This window comes from Pseudomonas sp. S150 (assembly GCF_004526365.1).
Lineage (GTDB): Bacteria > Pseudomonadota > Gammaproteobacteria > Pseudomonadales > Pseudomonadaceae > Aquipseudomonas > Aquipseudomonas putida_A.
This window is the reverse complement of the sequence record NZ_CP038207.1, coordinates 545,175-563,539: the sequence shown is the minus strand read 5'-3', so window position 1 is coordinate 563,539 and position 18,365 is coordinate 545,175. Positions and strand designations below refer to the sequence as shown.

General features: G+C 62.3%; 18 protein-coding genes and 1 pseudogene. 9 read left to right on the top strand and 10 right to left on the bottom strand.

Annotated elements, in window-relative coordinates; translation table 11 throughout:
- The first annotated feature begins 230 nt into the window (after window positions 1–230).
- The gene (locus E3Z29_RS02660) at window positions 231–1,799 is read left to right on the top strand and encodes a SulP family inorganic anion transporter (protein WP_134785077.1); all 1,569 of its coding nucleotides are present in this window, start codon (window positions 231–233) and stop codon (window positions 1,797–1,799) included.
- A 90-nt stretch (window positions 1,800–1,889) separates the two neighbouring features.
- Here E3Z29_RS02660 and aroE read toward each other — a convergent pair whose 3' ends face one another.
- Together aroE and hemF are read right to left on the bottom strand one after the other, a co-directional pair.
- Window positions 1,890–2,711, bottom strand: coding sequence for a shikimate dehydrogenase (gene aroE / locus E3Z29_RS02655; RefSeq protein WP_134785076.1), 822 nt, complete (start codon window positions 2,709–2,711; stop codon window positions 1,890–1,892).
- A 9-nt stretch (window positions 2,712–2,720) separates the two neighbouring features.
- Window positions 2,721–3,635 (bottom strand): oxygen-dependent coproporphyrinogen oxidase, encoded by a 915-nt coding sequence (hemF, locus tag E3Z29_RS02650; RefSeq protein ID WP_134785075.1) that lies wholly within the window; start codon window positions 3,633–3,635, stop codon window positions 2,721–2,723.
- Window positions 3,636–3,798: 163 nt separating this feature from the next.
- Here hemF and E3Z29_RS02645 point away from each other — a divergent pair, with 163 nt between their 5' ends.
- Entirely contained in the window at window positions 3,799–4,776 is a 978-nt protein-coding gene (locus tag E3Z29_RS02645; RefSeq protein ID WP_134785074.1) for an NADPH:quinone reductase, read from the top strand.
- A gap of 65 nt (window positions 4,777–4,841) precedes the next feature.
- On the opposite strand, the gene E3Z29_RS29555 is transcribed toward E3Z29_RS02645, so the two are convergent.
- The 5 genes from E3Z29_RS29555 to E3Z29_RS02625 form a co-directional block, all read right to left on the bottom strand.
- A complete protein-coding gene (locus E3Z29_RS29555; RefSeq protein WP_256662069.1) occupies window positions 4,842–5,051 on the bottom strand; it encodes a hypothetical protein in 210 nt (69 codons plus the stop codon).
- 26 nt (window positions 5,052–5,077) lie between these two features.
- A complete protein-coding gene (locus E3Z29_RS29550; RefSeq protein ID WP_256662068.1) occupies window positions 5,078–5,512 on the bottom strand; it encodes a hypothetical protein in 435 nt (144 codons plus the stop codon).
- A 240-nt stretch (window positions 5,513–5,752) separates the two neighbouring features.
- Window positions 5,753–6,310, bottom strand: a complete 558-nt coding sequence (locus tag E3Z29_RS02635) for an L-threonylcarbamoyladenylate synthase (RefSeq protein WP_003220243.1) — start codon at window positions 6,308–6,310, stop codon at window positions 5,753–5,755.
- 55 nt (window positions 6,311–6,365) lie between these two features.
- The gene (gene dprA, locus E3Z29_RS02630; protein WP_134785073.1) at window positions 6,366–7,463 is read right to left on the bottom strand and encodes a DNA-processing protein DprA; all 1,098 of its coding nucleotides are present in this window, start codon (window positions 7,461–7,463) and stop codon (window positions 6,366–6,368) included.
- A gap of 82 nt (window positions 7,464–7,545) precedes the next feature.
- A complete protein-coding gene (locus tag E3Z29_RS02625; protein ID WP_134785072.1) occupies window positions 7,546–8,571 on the bottom strand; it encodes a LysM peptidoglycan-binding domain-containing protein in 1,026 nt (341 codons plus the stop codon).
- Between the two features lie 159 nt (window positions 8,572–8,730).
- On the opposite strand from E3Z29_RS02625, the gene def reads away from it, so the two are divergent.
- From def to E3Z29_RS02600, 5 genes and pseudogenes are all read left to right on the top strand, one after another.
- Window positions 8,731–9,237 carry a peptide deformylase gene (def, locus tag E3Z29_RS02620; protein ID WP_027610272.1) on the top strand — a complete coding sequence of 169 codons (507 nt, stop codon included), beginning with the start codon at window positions 8,731–8,733 and terminating at the stop codon, window positions 9,235–9,237.
- A gap of 57 nt (window positions 9,238–9,294) precedes the next feature.
- Window positions 9,295–10,255 (top strand): annotated as a pseudogene (gene fmt / locus E3Z29_RS02615) (methionyl-tRNA formyltransferase).
- Entirely contained in the window at window positions 10,252–11,580 is a 1,329-nt protein-coding gene (rsmB, locus tag E3Z29_RS02610; protein ID WP_134785071.1) for a 16S rRNA (cytosine(967)-C(5))-methyltransferase RsmB, read from the top strand. Before fmt ends, rsmB begins: the two are co-directional and overlap by 4 nt.
- Before the next feature lie 22 nt (window positions 11,581–11,602).
- A complete protein-coding gene (gene trkA, locus E3Z29_RS02605; RefSeq protein WP_003220233.1) occupies window positions 11,603–12,979 on the top strand; it encodes a Trk system potassium transporter TrkA in 1,377 nt (458 codons plus the stop codon).
- A 151-nt stretch (window positions 12,980–13,130) separates the two neighbouring features.
- Window positions 13,131–13,445, top strand: coding sequence for a tetratricopeptide repeat protein (locus E3Z29_RS02600; protein ID WP_027610275.1), 315 nt, complete (start codon window positions 13,131–13,133; stop codon window positions 13,443–13,445).
- A gap of 1 nt (window position 13,446) precedes the next feature.
- Here the strand turns inward: E3Z29_RS02600 and E3Z29_RS02595 are convergent, their stop codons facing one another.
- The 3 genes from E3Z29_RS02595 to E3Z29_RS02585 form a co-directional block, all read right to left on the bottom strand.
- Entirely contained in the window at window positions 13,447–13,686 is a 240-nt protein-coding gene (locus tag E3Z29_RS02595; RefSeq protein WP_134785070.1) for a PilZ domain-containing protein, read from the bottom strand.
- 105 nt (window positions 13,687–13,791) lie between these two features.
- The gene (locus E3Z29_RS02590) at window positions 13,792–14,679 is read right to left on the bottom strand and encodes a lysophospholipid acyltransferase (RefSeq protein WP_047596996.1); all 888 of its coding nucleotides are present in this window, start codon (window positions 14,677–14,679) and stop codon (window positions 13,792–13,794) included.
- Between the two features lie 40 nt (window positions 14,680–14,719).
- Window positions 14,720–15,277, bottom strand: coding sequence for a DNA-3-methyladenine glycosylase I (locus tag E3Z29_RS02585; RefSeq protein WP_134785069.1), 558 nt, complete (start codon window positions 15,275–15,277; stop codon window positions 14,720–14,722).
- Window positions 15,278–15,358: 81 nt separating this feature from the next.
- Here E3Z29_RS02585 and glyQ point away from each other — a divergent pair, with 81 nt between their 5' ends.
- Both glyQ and glyS read left to right on the top strand, forming a co-directional pair.
- Entirely contained in the window at window positions 15,359–16,312 is a 954-nt protein-coding gene (gene glyQ / locus E3Z29_RS02580; protein WP_003187265.1) for a glycine--tRNA ligase subunit alpha, read from the top strand.
- Complete coding sequence (glyS, locus tag E3Z29_RS02575; protein ID WP_103367979.1) at window positions 16,309–18,363, top strand: glycine--tRNA ligase subunit beta; 2,055 nt, start codon at window positions 16,309–16,311, stop codon at window positions 18,361–18,363. The genes glyQ and glyS overlap by 4 nt, the downstream gene beginning before the upstream one ends.
- The last annotated feature ends 2 nt before the right edge of the window (window positions 18,364–18,365 follow it).

Genomic DNA, 18,365 nt, shown 5'->3' with positions numbered 1-18,365 from the left:
TCGGCTTGAGATTTTTGCCCCCTCACCCCAGCCCTCTCCCCGAGAGGGGGCGAGGGGGAAGGGAGCCGATCTTTATGTTGTTCAGAACCTGAGTTCGACTGGATATCTCAGGTCGGCGTACTTCCCTCTTTCACCTCGATCAGTCCCCTCTCCCTCCGGGAGAGGGTTAGGGTGAGGGCCTTTACCCTGGCACCCTGATAACCTTGAACAAAACCCGCCCGCGAGGACCCATGGCCCTGCCAAGTCGCCATTCACTCTTTCCCTTCCTGACCTGGCTGCCCCGGCAAACCCGCGCCAGCGTCGGCCGGGATCTGGTCGTTGGCCTGAGCGGTGCGATTCTCGCGTTGCCGCAGTCGATCGCCTACGCGCTGATCGCCGGCCTGCCGCCGGAATACGGCCTCTATGCGGCGATCATCCCGGTGCTGATTGCCTGTCTGTGGGGTTCGTCGTGGCACCTGATCTGCGGCCCAACGGCGGCGATTTCGATTGTGCTGTATGCCAGCGTCAGCCCCTTGGCTGTGCCGGCGTCACAGGACTACATCACGCTGATCCTGCTGCTGACCTTCCTTGCGGGGATTTTTCAGTGGCTGCTGGGGTTGCTGCGCTTCGGCGCTTTGGTGAATTTCGTCTCGCACTCGGTGGTGCTCGGCTTCACCCTCGGCGCGGCGGTGGTGATTGCCATCGGCCAGTTGCCCAATCTGCTGGGGCTGGACCTGCCGGCGAAAGCCACGGCGCTGGCCAGTCTGATGGACCTGCTGCAACACCTGCGGGCTGTGGATAAACCATCACTGGTGTTGGGTGTGGCCACGGTGCTGGTCGGTTTTGTCCTCAGACAACTGCTGCCGCGCTGGCCGACCCTGTTGATAACCCTGGTGCTGGGCAGCGCAGTGGTGTGGTTATGGCCGGCGATGTTCGGCCACGTGCATCTGGTCAGCGCCTTTGTCGGACGCCTGCCACCGTTCAGTGCGCTGCCGCTGGATCTCGATCTGGTGCTGCGCTTGCTGCCGAGCGCGGTGGCGGTAGGCATGCTCGGTCTGGTCACCAGCCTGTCGATTGCCCGTTCGATTGCTGCACGTTCGCAGCAGTTGCTTGATGCCAACCAGGAAGTCCGCGCACAGGGCTTGTCGAATATTGTCGGGGCGTTCTTTTCCGGATCGCTCTCCGCCGGTTCGTTCACCCGCTCAGGCCTGAGTTACGAGGCGGGTGCCTGTTCGCCGCTGGCCGGGGTGTTTTCGGCGATATGGGTCGCGCTGTTCGCGATTTTCGGCGCCGGGCTGATTTCACACATTCCGATTCCGGCGATGGCCGGGAGCATTCTACTGATCGCCTGGGGCCTGGTGGATCATCGCGGGATTCGTTCGTTGCTGCGGGTCAGCCGTGCCGAGTTCGTGGTCATGGCGCTGACCTGCCTCGCCACGCTGCTACTGGAACTGCAGACCGCGATCTATGCCGGGGTGCTGGCGTCGCTGTTCTTCTACCTCAAGCGCACCTCGCAACCGCGAGTGCAGCATTCGCGCGAGGGTGAGGAGGACGTACTGCGAGTCGGCGGCTCGATCTTCTTCGGCGCCAGCCATTACCTGCAAGTGCGCCTGCAACGGCTGCACGGTACGCGGGTGGTGATCGAGGCGCAGCAGATCAACTTCATCGATTATTCGGGGGTGGAGATGCTGCATCAGGAGGCGCGGCGCCTGCTGCGTCAGGATCGCAGCCTGACCCTGCGCCGGGCGCGGCCGCAGGTGGTCGAGGAGTTGCGGAAGCTCGAAGGGCCCGAAAAGTGTCCGATCCGGTTTGAGGATTGATCCAGGATCGGCGGTGCGGCCATTCGCGAGCAAGCCCGCTCCCACATTTGATCGCATTCCAATGTGGGAGCGGGCTTGCTCGCGAAGCTTTTAAAGGGCCAACTGGCGGCGTAGTTCGGCCAGTACCGGCGCCGTATCCGGGCGCACCCCGCGCCACAGGAAAAACGCCTCGGCCGCCTGTTCAGCCAGCATTCCCAGACCATCCATCGACACTGCCGCGCCATGCTCGCTGGCCCAACGGCAGAACGCAGTCGGCTCTTTGCCGTACATCATGTCGTAGCACAGGGTCTGGCCCGGCTCGATCAGGCTCGCGGCAATCGGCGGCACGTCGCCGGTGAGGCTGGCGGAAGTGGCGTTGATGATCACGTCCACCGGCTCCTGCAACCAGTCGAAACCACTGGCCGACACCGGCCCCAGATCACAGAACAGCTCGGCCAGCAGCTCGGCTTTGTCCACCGTACGATTGGCGATGATCACCGATGCCGGCTTCTCCGCCAGCAACGGCTCCAGCGCGCCACGCACCGCGCCGCCAGCGCCGAGCAGCAGGATGCGTTTGCCGGTCAGGCTGAAACCGGCATTCACCGTCAGGTCGCGCACCAGACCGGCGCCGTCGGTGTTGTCGCCGAGCAGCGAACCGTCAGCCAGTTTACTCAGGGTGTTCACCGCACCCGCCCGTTGCGCACGGGCGGTCAGGCTATTGGCCAGGCGAAAGGCTTCTTCCTTGAACGGCACAGTAACGTTGGCGCCGCGACCGTCCTGGAAGAACGCCATGGCGCAGGCGCTGAAGTTGTCGAGCGGCGCCAGCAGGGTGCTGTAGTCGAGGCGCTGACCGGTCTGCTCGGCGAACAGTTTGTGAATCATCGGCGACTTGCTGTGGCCGATCGGGTTACCGAAAACGACGTAACGATCCATCAGCAGTCCTCAGGCCTCGGCCAGCCAGTCGCGGTCTTGCAGGAAGTAGTCGGTCAGGCGCGCTTCTTCACTGCCGGGTTCGGCCTTGAAGTCATAGGCCCAGCGCACTTGCGGCGGCAACGACATGAGGATCGACTCGGTACGCCCGCCCGATTGCAGGCCGAACAGGGTGCCTCGGTCGTAGACCAAGTTGAACTCGACGTAGCGGCCACGGCGGAATTCCTGGAATTCACGCTGCTGTGCGTTGAACGCGTCGTGCTTGCGGCGCTGCACGATCGGCAGGTAAGCGTCGATGTAGGCATCACCGATGGCGCGCATGAAGGCGAAACTGGTGTCGAAATCCCACTCGTTCAGGTCGTCGAAAAACAGGCCGCCGATGCCACGCGGTTCATGGCGATGCTTGATGTGGAAATAGGTGTCGCACCAGGCCTTGTAACGCGGATAGACGTCCGGCCCGAACGGCGCGCAGGCCTGTTCGGCGACGCGGTGCCAGTGGATGCAGTCTTCTTCGTTGCCGTAATACGGGGTCAGGTCGAAGCCGCCGCCGAACCACCAGACCGGCTCTTCACCTTCCTTCTCGGCGATGAAAAAGCGCACGTTGGCGTGGGAAGTCGGCACATGCGGGTTGTGCGGGTGAATCACCAGCGACACGCCGAGGGCTTCAAAGCCACGACCGGCCAATTCCGGACGATGGGCGCTGGCCGACGGCGGCAGACCGCTGCCGAACACATGGGAAAAGTTGACGCCGCCCTTTTCGATCACCGCACCGTTCTCGATCACACGGGTACGACCGCCACCACCGGCAGGCCGGGTCCAGGCGTCTTCGACGAAGCGCGTGCCGCCGTCCTCGGTTTCCAGCGCGGCGCAGATGCGGTCTTGCAGGTCGAGCAGATAGGCCTTTACGGCGTCGGTGCGGGTCGTCATGGCTTCACCTTGAATCGGGCATAACTACGCGGGCGCCCCGCAGGCAGGGGGCGGCGCAAATGGGCGCGTAGCATAACACCGCAAACCTGCGCGCCGCAGTTGACGAAGATCAAGCAGGGGAGTTGGATAGGGGGCTTACAAACGACCCAAGGAGAGCAGGCAGATGGCAAAGCGTATCCAGTTCCGCGCCCACGGCGGTCCCGAAGTGCTCGAGTTTGTTGACTACGAACCCGCCGCGCCCGGCCCGAATCAGGTGCGGGTGGCGAACAAGGCGATCGGCCTGAACTTCATCGATACCTATTTCCGCAGCGGTCTGTATGCCCCGCCAGCCTTGCCGTCCGGCCTCGGCGCAGAAGGCGCCGGCATCGTCGATGCGGTGGGCAGCGACGTCACCCGGTTCAAGGTCGGTGATCGCGTGGCATATGGCAGCGGCCCGTTGGGCGCCTACAGCCAGTTGCACACCCTGCCCGAAGCCAATCTGGTGAAGCTGCCGGACGAAATCAGCTTCGAGACCGCAGCCGGGGTCATGCTCAAGGGCCTCACCGTGCAGTACCTGCTGCGCCAGACCTATGAACTCAAGGGTGGCGAAACCATTCTGTTCCACGCCGCTGCCGGGGGCGTCGGTTCGCTAGCCTGCCAATGGGCCAAGGCCCTAGGCGTGAAGCTGATCGGTACGGTCAGCTCCAAGGAAAAAGCCGAACTGGCCAAGGCCAACGGTGCCTGGGCAACCATTGATTACAGCCACGAAAACGTGGCACAGCGGGTGCTGGAGCTGACCGATGGCAATAAAGTCCCGGTGGTGTACGACGGCGTCGGCAAAGACACCTGGCTGACCTCGCTCGACAGTGTGTCGCCGCGTGGGCTGGTGGTGAGTTTCGGCAACGCCTCCGGTGCGGTGGACGGGGTGAATCTGGGGATTCTTTCGGCCAAGGGCTCGCTGTACGTGACCCGCCCGACCCTGGCGACCTACGCCAACAACGCCGAGAACCTGCAGCGCATGGCCGACGAGCTGTTCGAGATGATCATCAGCGGCAAGCTCAAGGTGGACATCAGCCAGCGCTATCCACTGGCTGATGCGGCGAAGGCGCAGACCGAATTGTCGGCACGGCGCACCACCGGTTCGACCATCCTGCTGCCCTGACAAACCTTCGGCGTCTTGCCAGTCAGGGTTGCAAACCCATGGCTGGCAAGTCAGTTCGAACGCGTTCAACACCTCGGCAGATGACACTCCAACGGTTTTTGCACCACGTGGCCAACCGCCGGATCAGGCGGTTGGACCGCCGCGAGAATTTGCCGCCACTCGGCTGACAGCACCCAGTAATCGCCGCGTGCGCGCTGGTCGATATGCAGGGCATTGGAGGCGATCGGCATCAGGCCGAAACGCTGGTAGAAGCGCAGCTGTTGCGATCTGCACAACGCGGGTTACCCCGTTATAACCGCATTTAATGGCCCACTCGGTAGCGGCCGCCAGCAGACCGTTGACCGCGATGGGCAACTGATTGGGCGTGTACGACATCAATCGACTGAATTCGACATGGCGCGACAGCGCCACCGTGGGAGAAACGTGTTGCTGCCAGCGATACCCACTCGAACGGTGCCGGAGTCGCTCTCAATACCGCCAACAGTTGATCGTGCCGATACAGCAGGAAATGGGTACTGCGCGACTTTATCGCCAGTCTGGTTTCGAGCATCCGCGCCCGTGAAGTCAGCATGTAATGCTGCAACCGAAGCCGAAATTGCCGATCGATAAACCGGTCGAACTCCTGAGTATCCGCCCCAGCCTCAAGCATCACGATGCGACAACCCTCATGGTGACTCTTCAACGTCACCTGAAGCGCCTGCAGGTAATCCGTGAGTTGCAAATTGGTAGTGTCCATTCTTTCTCCGCAGACCTTAACTTATCGAAGTGTTTCGAGTGCAGGGAAAGGATGGTTGCTTTTGCCGATTCCGCCACGCCAGAAAGTCTGATAATCAAGTGGGAAAAGCCAATGAATCTGGGGACTTGGCGACTTTTCCGACAGAGAAACTGGCGTCATTGCAGGATAAATCGCAGGCACGCGTAGTCCTCCTCACCATCAAGGCGAGGAAGACTCACGGTAAAGGTTTTCGACGCAGGATCAGTCGGGGCGAATGACCTTGCCGGTTGCCAGATCGCGAATCACGCTGGGGTTCTTGCGCCCGCCCAGTTGCCCGCCAAGGATCAGGTCGATCTGCCCACGGAAATACTGCTCGACGCGCAACCGCGTGCGCGCCGCCGGCCGCCCCTGCGGGTTGGCCGAGGTGGAAATCAGCGGCCCGACCATCGAGCACAGATCCCGCACCTGCGGGTGATCGCTGACCCGTAGCGCCACCGTGTCATGCACACCCGTCACCCATTCCGGCAACAGGTTCTGATGCGGCACCAGCCAGGTGTTCGGCCCCGGCCAGGTGCTGGCCATGCGGTCGAGCCACTCTTGCGGGAAGTCTTCGAACAGGAAGTCGAACTGGCGTATGTTGTCGGCGACCAGGATCAGGCCCTTGTCCACCGAACGGTTCTTGATCGCCAGTAGCCGATCCACTGCCTCTTCGTTCCACGGGTCGCAACCCAGCCCCCAGACGGCTTCGGTTGGATAGGCAATCACCGCCCCGGCGCGAATCTCTCGTGCGGCTTGTTGCACACGCCAACTGTTGACCATGAAAAAACTCTCCGAAAACAGGTTTTGCGCAGTTTACCGATCTTCCCTGTAAAACCTAGCGTGTCCTCGCCAGCCAGCGACCGTTTTCACACACTGCGCGGCCGTCCATTTCCAGCTCGGTGAGCGCCGCGAGGACTTTGGGCAACGCCCAGCCGCTGCTTTCGACCAAGGCTTCGCTGGTGTGCGGCGCGGCGTGCAGCAGATCAAGCAAGGGATGCGCGGAATCCGGCGGGTCTGTGGATAACGGCAAATGCTGCCAGCCGCGCAGGGCTTCGAGAATGTGTTCGATGGTTTCCACCAGCACCGCGCCGTCGCGGATCAACTGATGGCAGCCGCGCGCACCGGGGTGATGGATCGAGCCGGGAATCGCATACACCTCGCGGCCCTGTTCCGCCGCCAGCCGGGCAGTGATCAGCGAACCGCTGGCGACACTCGCCTCGACCACCAGCACACCGAGGGACAAACCGCTGATGATCCGGTTGCGCCTGGGGAAGTTGCTCGCCGTTGGCCCGGCGTCCAGTGGAAACTCAGAAACCACTGCGCTGCCCGAGGCAATCATCGCGTCGGCCAGTCGACGATTGCGCTGTGGATAAAACTTTTCCAGGCCGGTGCCGAGTACACCGACGGTTTGCCCGCCGACGTCCAGAGCCGCTTGATGCGCAGCCGCATCGATACCCAGCGCCAAGCCACTGGTGATGACAAAACCGGCCCCGGCGAGGCTGCGGGAAAATGCGGCGGCGGTATCCATTCCCGGGCGCGACGCGCTGCGACTGCCGACCATCGCCAGTTGCGGTTTTTCCAGAATCAGCGGATCACCGGCGACGAACAACAACGGTGGCGGGTCAGGGATCTGCGCCAGCAGCGCCGGATAATCCGCCTGGTCCAACATCAATAGATGCTGGCCGGGCCGCTCTAGCCAGCGCAATGCATGGCTGGCGCCGTCGCGCACTTGCGGGCTGCGCCGGGCCTCGGCCGACGCCGCCGGCAACCCCAGCGCACGCCAGGCACTGGCCGGCGCGCTCAGGGCTTTTGACGCCGAGCCGAAGGCTTCAAGCAGTTTGGCAAAACGTTTCGGACCGATTTCCGGCAAGCGGTGCAGGCGCAAACGCGCTTCCAGTTCCGCAGGGGAAACCGGCGTACAGGCAGACAGCATCGTGGATCATCCTTGATCGTTATAAGTCCCGAACCATTCGGAACAAGCTGTGGATAACTCTGTTGGTAACTTGTTAAGCCTGCTAAGGATTTCTCACCTTGTCGAGCACCGCCAGCGAGCGCGATGCGTTGAGTACGAGGCCGTAACTGAGCTTGTCGTAGGTACGGAACACCATCAGCAGACCGGCCCGTTCATCGGGAATTTTCAGCGGCTGGCCGGTGATCCGGTCGCGCACGGTTTCCCCGGTTTTCATCACCACCAGCACATTGCCTTCGGCCAGACCGTCGCGCTTGCCTTTGTTCAGGGTGACCACGTCCATCACGCCGATCTGCGTGACGCCGCGCGGCACGTCGATGATCAGGCCGTTGATGTTGGTGCTCGGGGCGCTGGGCATGAAAGTCGAATTGATCGAGCGCTCTTCGCCGCTGAACAGACGATCGCCCAGACGTACTTCCTGGGTGGTGCGTTGCAGGGCGAGGGTGGCGACGTCGCCTTCGGTGGCGACGATTTCACCGCCACCGATATCGTCGGCGTTGATCCCGAGGAACTCCTTGGTCTGCGGGTCGGTGTAGACCTTGCCCTGGCGGAAGATGCCGTACACCGGTTGATTCGGATCGAAGTGGCCCCGGGCGAAGATCCGGTCGCCAGTGCCACTCAACACGCGCTCGGCATCGCCGGCGACGATATACGGCGCCTTGTCGAAGTCCTCGACCTTGTCGACGATGCGGTTGCTCAGCAGGAAACTGTTGATTGATTTCAGCGGAATGCTCGGAATCGCCTCGGCCACCGGGCTGGTGCGGATGCGTGGCGACAGCTTGATGGTGCCCCGTGACTCGCCGCGATTGAGGGTCAGCTGCGGCTGGCCGTTGACGTAACTGAGCGTCAGCGTGTCGCCCGGGTAGATCAGGTTGGGGTTTTCGATCTGCGGATTGGCCCGCCACAGCTGTGGCCATTGCCAGGGCTCGCGCAGGTATTTGCCGGAAATGTCCCAGAGGGTGTCTCCCGAAACCACCGTGTATTGCTGTGGAAAACCATCCCTGAGTTGCACTTGCACTTGCGCAGCCGCGGCCGAAGCCAGAAGCAGCAGGGCGAGTAGTGTTTTCCTCATGCAGCGAATCCCTTTATCATGTGCGTTCGCGTGAACCGTCAGAGCCCCCGTGGCTCGCTACTGCAAATTGCATTAGCTACGCTTCACAACGGTAGCCTGCATCTTCGGACCTGCCAGGCCATCGACCCGACTTTACTCAATACGTGCAGCAATCAGCCTATGGCCATTTTAAACATCCTCGAATTTCCGGACCCGCGTCTGCGTACTATCGCCAAGCCTGTGGCTGTAGTGGACGACGAAGTGCGTCAGTTGGTCGATGACATGTTTGAAACAATGTATGAAGCGCCGGGCATCGGCCTCGCCGCGACCCAGGTCAACGTGCACAAACGTATCGTCGTGATGGACCTTTCCGAAGACCGCACCGAACCCCGGGTGTTCATCAACCCCGAGTTCGAATCGCTGACCGACGAGATGGATCAGTACCAGGAAGGCTGCCTGTCGGTGCCGGGTTTCTACGAAAACGTCGACCGCCCGCAGAAGGTCAAAATCAAGGCGCTGGACCGCGATGGCCAGCCTTACGAACTGATCGCCGAAGGCCTGCTCGCGGTGTGCATCCAGCACGAATGCGACCACCTCAACGGCAAGTTGTTCGTCGATTACCTGTCCACGCTCAAACGCGACCGGATCAAGAAGAAACTGGAAAAGCTGCACCGCCAGAACGCTTGATGCCCCTCTTCAAAGGCTTGCTGCGGCAAGCCTTTTTCTTTTTGTGAGACTCCCTTCATGACTGAGCCAATGCGCATCGTTTTTGCCGGCACCCCGGAATTCGCCGCCGAGCACCTCAAGGCCCTGCTGAACAGCCCTTACGAGATCGTCGCGGTCTACACCCAACCGGATCGTCCGGCCGGTCGCGGGCAAAAACTGATGCCGAGCCCGGTCAAACAGTTGGCCCTGGAAAATAATATCCAGGTGTTGCAGCCGCCGACCCTGCGCAACGCCGATGCTCAAGCCGAGCTCGCCGCGCTGAAACCGGACTTGATGGTGGTGGTCGCCTACGGCCTGATCCTGCCGCAAGCGGTGCTGGATATTCCGCGTCTGGGCTGCATCAACAGCCACGCCTCGCTGCTGCCACGCTGGCGCGGTGCGGCGCCGATCCAGCGCGCCGTGGAACACGGTGATGCCGAAAGCGGCGTGACCGTGATGCGCATGGAAGCCGGCCTCGACACCGGGCCGATGCTGCTCAAGGTCGTGACCCCGATCAGCGCCGACGACACGGGCGGCACGCTGCACGACCGCCTCGCAGAAATGGGTCCGCCCGCCGTGGTCCAGGCGATTGCCAGCCTGGCCGCCGGAACCCTCGAAGGCGAAGTGCAGAACGATGAGCTCGCCACCTACGCCCACAAACTGAACAAGGATGAAGCGCGCCTCGACTGGCGCCGTCCGGCGGTTGAGCTGGAGCGCCTGGTACGCGCCTTCAATCCCTGGCCGATTACCCACAGCACCCTCAACGGTGAAGCGCTGAAGGTATTGGCCGCGACACCTGGCTGACGGCAAAGGCGCACCGGGAGAAATCCTCAGCGCCAGCAAGGACGGCCTGATCGTCGCCTGCGGTGAACAGGCGCTGTGCCTGACCCGCCTGCAACTGCCCGGCGGCAAGGCGCTGAACTTCAGCGACCTGTTCAACAGCCGCCGCGAGAAATTTGCCGTTGGCACCGTGCTCGGCGCCGTGGTGGACGCGCAATGAACCCGCGTCTGGCTGCCGCCCCGCGTCTGGCTGCCGCCAAGGCACTCGCAGCCGTGCTCAGCGGCAAGGCTTCGCTGAACAGCTCCCTGCCGGCGCAACTGGACAAGGTCGAGGACCGTGATCGCGGTTTCACCCAGGATCTGGCGTTCGGCACCGCGCGCTGGCAGCCACGGCTGTCGGCGCTGGCGGAAAAACTTTTGCAGAAACCGTTCAAAGCTGCCGACGCCGATGTCGAGGCGCTGCTGCTGGTCGGTCTCTATCAATTGCTCTACACCCGCGTGCCGCCGCACGCGGCCATCGGCGAAACCGTCGGTTGCGCCGACAAGCTGAAAAAGCCGTGGGCCAAGGGTCTGCTCAACGCCGTGCTGCGCAATGCCCAGCGCGAAAGCGAGACGATTTTCGCCGAGCTGGAACGCGACCCAGTGGTACGCACCGCCCACCCGCGCTGGCTGCAAAAATCCCTGAAAGCCTTCTGGCCGGAGCAATGGGAAGCGATCTGCGCGGCAAATAACGCGCACCCGCCGATGATTCTGCGGGTCAACCGCCGCTATCACAGCCGCGACGCCTACGTCGGCTTGCTCAGCGACGCCGGCATCGCCGCCACGCCGTGTGTCTATAGCCGCGACGGCATCGTCCTCGACGCCGCCGCCGACGTGCGCAGCCTGCCGGGTTTTGCCGAAGGCTGGATCAGCGTGCAGGACGAAGCCGCGCAACTGGCCGCCGATCTGCTCGATCTGGCGCCGGGTCAGCGCGTGCTCGATGCGTGTTGCGCGCCGGGCGGCAAGACCTGCCACATCCTCGAAGCCGAACCGGCGCTGGCCGGTGTGGTGGCGGTGGATCTGGAAGCCAAGCGTCTGGTGCGGGTGAAGGAAAACCTTGAGCGGCTGGGGCTGAGCGCCGAACTGATCGCTGCGGACGGCCGCGATACCGCTGCGTGGTGGGACGGCAAGCCGTTCCAGCGCATCCTGCTCGACGCGCCATGTTCGGCCACCGGCGTGATCCGCCGCCACCCGGACATCAAGCTGACCCGTCAGCCGGACGACATCGTTGCCCTCGCGCAACTGCAAGGCGAGCTGCTCGACGTCCTGTGGAAAACCCTCGACGTCGGCGGCATCCTGCTCTACGCCACTTGCTCGACCTTGCCGACCGAGAACACCGAAGTCATCGCCGCGTTCCTTGAGCGCACGCCCGGTGCCCGCGAACTCGACCTGGCCACCACGGCCGGGATCAAACAGCCCCATGGTCGCCAATTGCTGGCCCAGCAGGGCGGGCATGACGGGTTCTACTACGCCAAGCTGATCAAGATCGCTGCCGCGCGCGGCTAAACGGATTCAACGGAGTGACTGGATGAAAATCATCATCCTCGGTGCGGGACAGGTCGGCGGTTCGCTGGCTGAACACCTGGCGAGCGAAGCCAACGACATCACCGTGGTCGACACCGATGGCGAACGCCTGCGCGACCTCGGCGACCGTCTCGACATCCGCACCATTCAGGGCCGCGGCTCGCTGCCGTCGGTGTTGCGCCAGGCCGGCGCCGACGATGCTGACATGCTGGTGGCGGTGACCAACAGCGACGAGACCAACATGGTCGCCTGCCAGGTCGCCCACACGCTGTTCCACACCCCGACCAAAATCGCCCGGGTGCGCGAAGCGTCCTACCTCAATCGCGAAGAACAGCTGTTCCAGAACGAAGCGATTCCGGTCGACGTGCTGATCAGCCCCGAGCAGGTGGTGACCAACTACATCAAGCGTCTGATCCAGCATCCGGGCGCGCTGCAAGTGATCGACTTCGCAGAAGGCCAGGCGCAACTGGTGGCGGTGCGCGCCTATTACGGCGGGCCGCTGGTGGGCCAACAACTGCGCCAGTTGCGCGAGCACATGCCGAATGTCGAGACGCGTGTCGCGGCGATTTTCCGCCGCGACCGGCCGATCCTGCCGCAGGGCGATACGGTGATCGAGGCCGATGACGAAGTCTTCTTCATCGCCGCCCGTGAGAATATTCGCGCGGTGATGAGCGAAATGCGCCGTCTCGACGAAACCTACAAGCGCATCGTGATTGCCGGTGGCGGGCAGATCGGCGAGCGTCTGGCCGAGGCCATCGAAAGCCGCTACCAGGTGAAGATCATCGAGATGAACCCGGCCCGCTGCCGCTATCTCTCCGACACCCTCGACAGCACCGTGGTGCTGCAGGGCAGTGCGTCGGACCGTGATCTGCTGCTGGAAGAGAACATTGCCGACGCCGACATCTTCCTTGCGCTGACCAACGATGACGAGGCCAACATCATGTCGTCGCTGCTGGCCAAGCGCCTGGGCGCGAAGAAGGTGATGACGATCATCAACAACCCGGCTTACGTCGATCTGATCCAGGGCGGCGACATCGACATCGCCATCAGCCCGCAACTGGCGACCATCGGCACCTTGCTGGCCCACGTACGCCGTGGCGATATCGTCAGCGTGCACTCACTGCGCCGGGGTGCGGCGGAGGCCATCGAGGCGATTGCCCACGGCGATGCGAAGTCGAGCAAGGTCATCGGCCGGCCGATCGAGAAAATCGGCCTGCCACCGGGCAGCACGATTGGCGCGATCATCCGCAACGAAGAAGTGATCATCGCCCACGACGATACGGTGATCGAAACCGGTGACCATGTGATTCTGTTCCTTGTGGATAAAAAGCATATCCGTGATGTAGAGAAGCTGTTTCATGTGGGTCTGAGCTTCTTCTGATCCAGAAATATCGTCGGTTGTAATGGCCTCTTCGCGAGCAAGCCCGCTCCCACATTTGGAATGCATTCCCCTGTGGGAGCGGGCTTGCTCGCGAAAGCGGTGTAACTGACACCGATCAACACCTGACACTCCACAGAAAAGGACTCCGCCCATGCTCGAATCCCTGGAAAAAATGCTCGCCAAGGGTGTGGATAACTCATTGCTGCGCTTTGGCCTGGGCAAGGGTTATCTGGATTTGGGAGAGAACGCCAAGGCAGCCGAGCATTTCCAGCGCTGTGTCGGTTTCGACCCGAAGTACTCGGCGGCGTGGAAGCTATTGGGCAAGGCGCAACTTGCACTCGGCGATCACGCGGCCGCGCGGCAGGCGTGGGAACAAGGTCTGGAAGCCGCCCGCGCCCATGGCGACAAGCAGGCCGAGAAGGAAATGACGGTGTTTCTGAAGAAGCTCGACCGCCAGGCGCAATAAGTTAGAGATAACGCAGGCCGATGCCCTCGGCATCCACCGTCACCACTTCCATTCGCACCCGCGGCGCGCCTGTGGGTAAACCCTGCACCTGACCATAAACCACCGCGCCCTTGGGCAGCGAAGCCAGGCGCGGATGCTCGACATACACCCCGGTGGCCGACAGATTGCGCGTCTGGCCCAGGCATTCGCCAAAGCTGTCGTGGGTGATCTTGATGCGGAAGGATTTGCGTTGTTCGGACATCTTTATGCGCCCTTGAATGAACGGGTTGTGGATAACCTCAAGCAAGATCAAAAGATCACAGCCTTCGGCGTTCCTACAGGTTATCCACAGAGTGTGCCAACTTGCTCAGTACCAGCGCGCTTCGCCCGGCGGACGTTTCTTGAAGCGCTTCATGCTCCACATGTACTGACTCGGATACGCCGCGACGTAACGCTCGACCACCTTGCTCATGGCCGCGCAGGATTCCTCGGTATCGGTGCTGTACATGGCCTCGGGTGCCGCTTCGAGGATCACTTTGTAGCCGGAGCCGTCCGGCAGGCGCAGGGCATGCAGGAACACGCCGACCGCTTTGCCGCCGGCGAGCATGTTCGGCACGAATTTGCTGGTCAATGCCTGGGTGGCGAAGAACGGCACGAAGATCCCCGCGGATTCGGCCGGTTCCGGGTCAGCGGGAATGCCCACTGCACCACCTTTGCGCACTTCCTTGATGACGCTGAGGATGCCTTCCTTGGTGGAGGCAGCGACCTTGTTGCCCAGCTGCACGCGTTGCTTGCGCAGTAATTCATCCACCGCCTTGAGCTTTGGCGGGCGGTAGAAAATGATCGGTTTGCACTGGCTGCAATAGAAGTGATTGAGCACTTCCCAGTTGCCCAGGTGGCTGGTGATGCCAACCACGCCTTTGCCCGAGGCCAGCGCATCCTTGAGGATGTCGAGGCCTTCGACTTCGCGCACCAGATCGATGGAACGCTGGGCCGGCCAGATCCACGCGCAGGCACTTTCGGTCAGGGATTTACCGATGTCTTTGAGGCTCTGGCCGACCAGACGCTCGCGCTCGGCCGGATCCATCTGTGGAAAACATTTGGAAAGGTTGATCCGCACCACGTCGCGGGAGCGGTTGGGGGTTTTCCACATGATCCAGCCGATCGCCGAACCCACGGCCTGCACGGCCCGCCATGGCAGCAGGGCAAACAGCCGCAGAGCGCCTACCAGCAAGGCGCCTTTAAACTTTTCCACAGGTCACTCCTGATTTTGTGCTGTGCGCGAGGCGGCCATTCTAACCGCCGTTGACCAGCTGCGCGTAGCGGTCGCAGTCCTGAGTGTGATCCATGACCATGCCCGAAGCCTGCATCAGTGCGTAGCAAATGGTTGGGCCAACGAAGGTGAAGCCGGCCTTTTTCAGGGCTTTGCTCATCGCCAGCGCTTCGGGGGTGATCGCCGGGACTTCGCTGCGATCCTTGAAATGATTGATGGTCGGTCGATCGCCGACGAACGACCAGAGGAAGGCCACCGGATCTTCCAGCGCCAGCCAGGCCTGGGCATTGCGTCGGGCGGCATTGAGTTTGAGGCGGTTGCGGATGATCCCCGGATCGAGCATCAGTTCATCGATCTCGGCGTCGCTCATCTGCGCCACGCGCTGCACGTCGAAGCCGTACAACACCTCGCGGTAGCGCTCGCGTTTACGCAGCACGGTGATCCACGACAGCCCGGCCTGGAACCCTTCGAGCAAAAGCAACTCGAACAAACCCTGCGCATCGCGTAGCGGCGTGCCCCACTCCTGATCGTGATAAGCCATGTACAGCGGATCTTCGGTACACCAAAAGCAGCGTGGCATAAGGCTCCAGGGGGCGTGCGCAGCAACGAATCGGGTATACTCCCGCTCTTTAAATCGCAGCCCAAGAAACAGGTGAATTTCGTGAGCCAGCCTACGCCAGCCGTGCGTACCTTCCAAGACTTGATCCTCGCGCTCCAGCAATACTGGGCCGAGCAAGGTTGTGTGGTACTTCAGCCCTACGATATGGAAGTAGGCGCCGGCACTTTCCACACCGCGACCTTCCTGCGCGCCATCGGCCCGGAAACCTGGAACGCCGCGTATGTGCAGCCAAGCCGTCGTCCGACTGACGGCCGCTACGGGGAAAACCCGAACCGTCTGCAGCACTACTATCAGTTCCAGGTCGTGCTGAAGCCGAACCCGGACAACTTCCAGGAACTGTACCTGGGCTCGCTCAAGCATGTCGGCCTGGACCCGCTGGTCCACGACATCCGCTTCGTCGAAGACAATTGGGAATCGCCGACCCTCGGCGCCTGGGGTCTGGGCTGGGAAGTCTGGCTCAACGGCATGGAAGTGACCCAGTTCACTTACTTCCAGCAGGCCGGCGGCATCGAGTGCTACCCGGTCACCGGTGAAATCACCTACGGTCTCGAGCGTCTGGCCATGTACCTGCAGGGCGTGGACTCGGTCTACGACCTGGTCTGGGCTGACGGCCCGTTCGGCAAGGTCACCTACGGCGACGTGTTCCACCAGAACGAAGTGGAGCAGTCCACCTACAACTTCGAACACGCCAACGTCGACAAACTGTTCGAACTGTTCGATTTCTATGAAAGCGAAGCCAAGCGCCTGATCGAGCTCGACCAGCCGCTGCCGTTGCCAAGCTACGAAATGGTCCTGAAGGCCTCGCACACCTTCAACCTGCTGGACGCGCGCCGGGCGATCTCGGTGACCGCGCGTCAGCAATACATCCTGCGCGTACGCACCCTGGCGCGTTCCGTTGCGCAAGCCTACCTGCTGGCTCGCGCCAAGCTGGGCTTCCCGATGGCGACCCCGGACCTGCGTGATGAAGTACTGGCCAAGCTGGAGGCTGCACAATGAGTGCGCAAGATTTTCTGGTTGAACTGGGCACCGAAGAACTGCCGCCAAAAGCCCTGAACACCCTGGCTGAAGCGTTCCTCGCCGGTATCGACAAGGGCCTGCAAGCTGCCGGCCTGAGCTACGAAAGCAAAACCGTCTACGCCGCACCGCGTCGTCTGGCGGTGCTGATCACGGCGCTGGCGACCCAGCAACCGGATCGCAGCATCAACCTGGATGGCCCGCCACGTCAGGCCGCCTTCGACGCTGAAGGCAACCCGACTCAGGCAGCCCTGGGCTTCGCCAAGAAGTGCGGCGTCGAGCTGAGCGAAATCGACCAGAGCGGCCCGAAACTGCGTTACAGCCAGAACATCGCCGGCAAGCCAACCGCAAGCCTGCTGCCGACCATCGTCGAAGATTCGCTGAACGACCTGCCGATCCCGAAACGCATGCGTTGGGGTGCGCGCAAGGAAGAGTTCGTGCGTCCGACCCAGTGGCTGGTGATGCTGCTCGGTGACCAGGTCATCGACTGCACCATCCTCGCGCAGAAGGCTGGCCGCGACTCCCGTGGTCACCGTTTCCACCACCCGGAAAGCGTGCGCATCGGTTCGCCGTCGAGCTACCTGGCCGACCTGCGTGCCGCCTACGTGCTGGCCGATGCCAACGAGCGTCGCGAGATCATCAGCAAGCGCACCGAAGAACTGGCGACCCGTCAGGAAGGCACCGCGATCGTGCCGCCGGCGCTGCTCGATGAAGTGACCGCGCTGGTCGAATGGCCGGTGCCGCTGGTGTGCTCGTTCGAGGAACGCTTCCTCGATGTGCCGCAGGAAGCACTGATCACCACCATGCAGGACAACCAGAAGTACTTCTGCCTGCTGGATGCCGACGGCAAGTTGCTGCCACGGTTCATCACCGTCGCCAACATCGAAAGCAAAGATCCACAGCAGATCATCGCCGGTAACGAGAAAGTGGTTCGCCCACGCCTGACCGACGCCGAGTTCTTCTTCAAGCAAGACAAGAAGCAGAAACTCGAAGCCTTCAATGATCGCCTGAAGAACGTGGTGTTCCAGGAAAAACTCGGCAGCGTCTACGACAAGGCCGAGCGCGTCTCGAAGCTCGCGGCGTATATTGCCGCGCGAATCGGCGGCAACGCTTCCTGGGCGGCCCGTGCCGGCCTGCTGTCGAAGTGCGACCTGGCCACCGAAATGGTCGGCGAGTTCCCGGAGATGCAAGGTGTCGCCGGTTACTACTACGCGCTCAATGACGGCGAGCCGGAAGACGTCGCGCTGGCGCTGAACGAGCAATACATGCCACGCGGTGCCGGTGCTGAACTGCCGGCGACCTTGACCGGTGCCGCTGTCGCGATCGCCGACAAGCTCGACACCCTGGTCGGCATCTTCGGTATCGGCATGCTGCCGACCGGCAGCAAAGACCCGTATGCCCTGCGCCGTGCGGCCCTCGGCGTGCTGCGCATCCTGATCGAGAAACAACTGGATCTGGACCTGAACGACGCCGTGGCTTTCGCTGTGGCTGCTTTCGGTACCAAGGTCAAGGCTGCCGGTCTGAACGACGCGGTGCTGGAATTCATCTTCGACCGTCTGCGTGCGCGTTACGAAGACGAGGGCGTCGATGTCGCCACTTACCTGTCGGTACGTGCCCTGAAGCCGGGTTCGGCGCTGGACTTCGACCAGCGTGTGCAAGCGGTTCAGGCCTTCCGCAAACTGCCGGAAGCGGCAGCGCTGGCGGCGGTCAACAAGCGTGTATCGAACCTGTTGAGCAAGGTTGAAGGCTCGGTGCCGACCGTGGTCGAGGCCAAGTACTTCGACAACGCCAACGAGTTCTCGCTGTACTCGGCGATTCAGCAAGCGGATCAGGCGGTGCAGCCAATGGCCGCAGCGCGTCAGTACAACGAATCGCTGGCGCGTCTGGCGGCATTGCGTGAGCCGGTGGATGCGTTCTTCGACGCGGTGATGGTCAATGCCGAAGACGCCAAGGTCCGGGCCAACCGCTACGCGCTGCTCGCGCGTCTGCGTGGTTTGTTCCTCGGGGTTGCCGACATTTCGCTGCTGGGTTGAGG